Origin of the sequence: Mesorhizobium sp. M8A.F.Ca.ET.218.01.1.1 (assembly GCF_004791165.1) — a bacterium.
Taxonomy (GTDB): Bacteria; Pseudomonadota; Alphaproteobacteria; order Rhizobiales; family Rhizobiaceae; genus Mesorhizobium.
In genome coordinates, this window is record NZ_SRUZ01000027.1 from 1 (window position 1) to 1,826 (window position 1,826).

The following is a 1,826-nucleotide window of genomic DNA, read 5'->3' on the forward strand; positions in this document are numbered from 1 at the left end:
CGTCAGATGCCGCCGCCATTGTCATATTGCTCTTCGGCAATGTCACGCTCGTCCAGCCAGTGTTCCAGGGTATCTACCATCTCTTCGGCCGACTTGCCGAGCGTCTTGAGATGGATCTCCGGTTTCTCCGGTGCTTCGTAAGGAGAATCGACACCGGTGAAATTCTTGATCTCGCCATTCAGCGCGCGGGCGTAGAGACCCTTCGGGTCACGCCTGGCGCATTCCTCGAAAGGCGTGTCGACAAACACCTCGATGAACTCGCCATCGGCCATCAATTCCCTGGCCATGCGCCGCTCGGCGCTGAACGGCGAAATGAAGGAGACAATGACGATCAGCCCGGCATCGGCCATCAGCTTGGCCACTTCGGCGACGCGGCGAATGTTCTCGACGCGATCGGCATCGGTGAATCCGAGGTCGCGGTTGAGACCGTGACGGACATTGTCGCCATCGAGAATATAGGTATGGCGGCCTGTGGCGAACAGCTTCTTCTCGAACAGGTTGGCGATGGTAGACTTGCCGGAACCCGAAAGCCCCGTGAACCAGAACACGGCCGGCCGCTGGTTCTTCATGTCGGCGCGCACGCGCTTGCCGACATCGAGCGATTGCCAATGGATGTTTTCGGCGCGGCGCAGCGAGTGCACGATCATGCCGGCGCCAACCGTGGCGTTGCTGATGCGATCGATCAGGATAAAGGCGCCAGTGGTCCGGTTCTCGCCAAACGGGTCGAAGGCAATCGGCGCCCGCGTCGAGATGTTGCAGATGCCGACTTCATTCATCTCGAGCGACTTGGCCGCCTCATGGCCAAAGTCGTTGACGTTGATGCGGTATTTCAAGTCGGTGACGGTGGCGCTGGTCTGATCGGTCTCGGTGCGCAGGATATAGGAGCGGCCCGGCAGCAGCGCATGCTCGTCGAACCAGACGATGTTGGCGGCGAACTGGTCGGCGACCTGCGGCCGCGCGGCCGGCGAAACCAGCATGTTGCCCCTGGAAACCTCGACCTCGTCGTCAAGGACGAGCGTTATGGCCTGGCCGGCCACCGCCTGTTTGAGATCGCCGCCATAGGCGACGATGCGTTTGACATGCGAGGACTTGCCCGATTTGGCGACGACGACCTCGTCGCCTTGCGCAATGGTGCCGGACGCGATGGTGCCGGCGAAGCCGCGAAAATCGAGATTGGGGCGATTGACGTACTGAACCGGAAAGCGGAACGGCAGCTCGGCGGTGACTTCGTCGACCGAGACGGTTTCGAGTTGCTCGATCAGCGTCGGGCCGGAATACCACTTCATGCTGTCCGAGCGGCGGCTGACATTGTCGCCATAACGGGCCGACATCGGGATCGGCACCATGGTCTGGAAACCGAGATCGCCTGAGAACTGCCGGTAGTCCTCGACGATGCTGTCGAAGACCGCCTGGTCGAAATCGACAAGATCGATCTTGTTGACCGCCAGCACGATGTGGCGAATGCCGAGCAGCGAGGCGATGATCGAATGGCGCCGGGTCTGGCGCAGCATACCCTGCCGGGCATCGATCAGCACGATCGCCAGATCGGCGGTCGAGGCACCGGTCGCCATGTTGCGGGTATATTGTTCGTGGCCGGGCGTGTCGGCGACGATGAACTTGCGCTTCGGCGTGGCGAAGAAGCGGTAGGCGACGTCGATTGTGATGCCTTGCTCGCGCTCGGCCTCGAGGCCATCAACCAGCAGCGCGAAGTCGATGTCGTCGCCCGTCGTGCCGTGCTTTCGCGAATCGCGTTCGAGCGCGGCGAGCTGGTCCTCGAAAATCTGCTTGGTGTCGGACAACAGCCGACCGATCAACGTCGACTTACC

General features: G+C 61.5%; 1 protein-coding gene. It reads right to left on the bottom strand.

Going from position 1 to position 1,826, the window contains the following annotated elements; all coding sequences use genetic code 11:
• Positions 1–2 precede the first annotated feature (2 nt).
• A partial coding sequence (gene cysN / locus EN861_RS34215; protein ID WP_135867833.1) for a sulfate adenylyltransferase subunit CysN occupies positions 3–1,826 on the bottom strand: 1,824 nt, incomplete at its 5' end.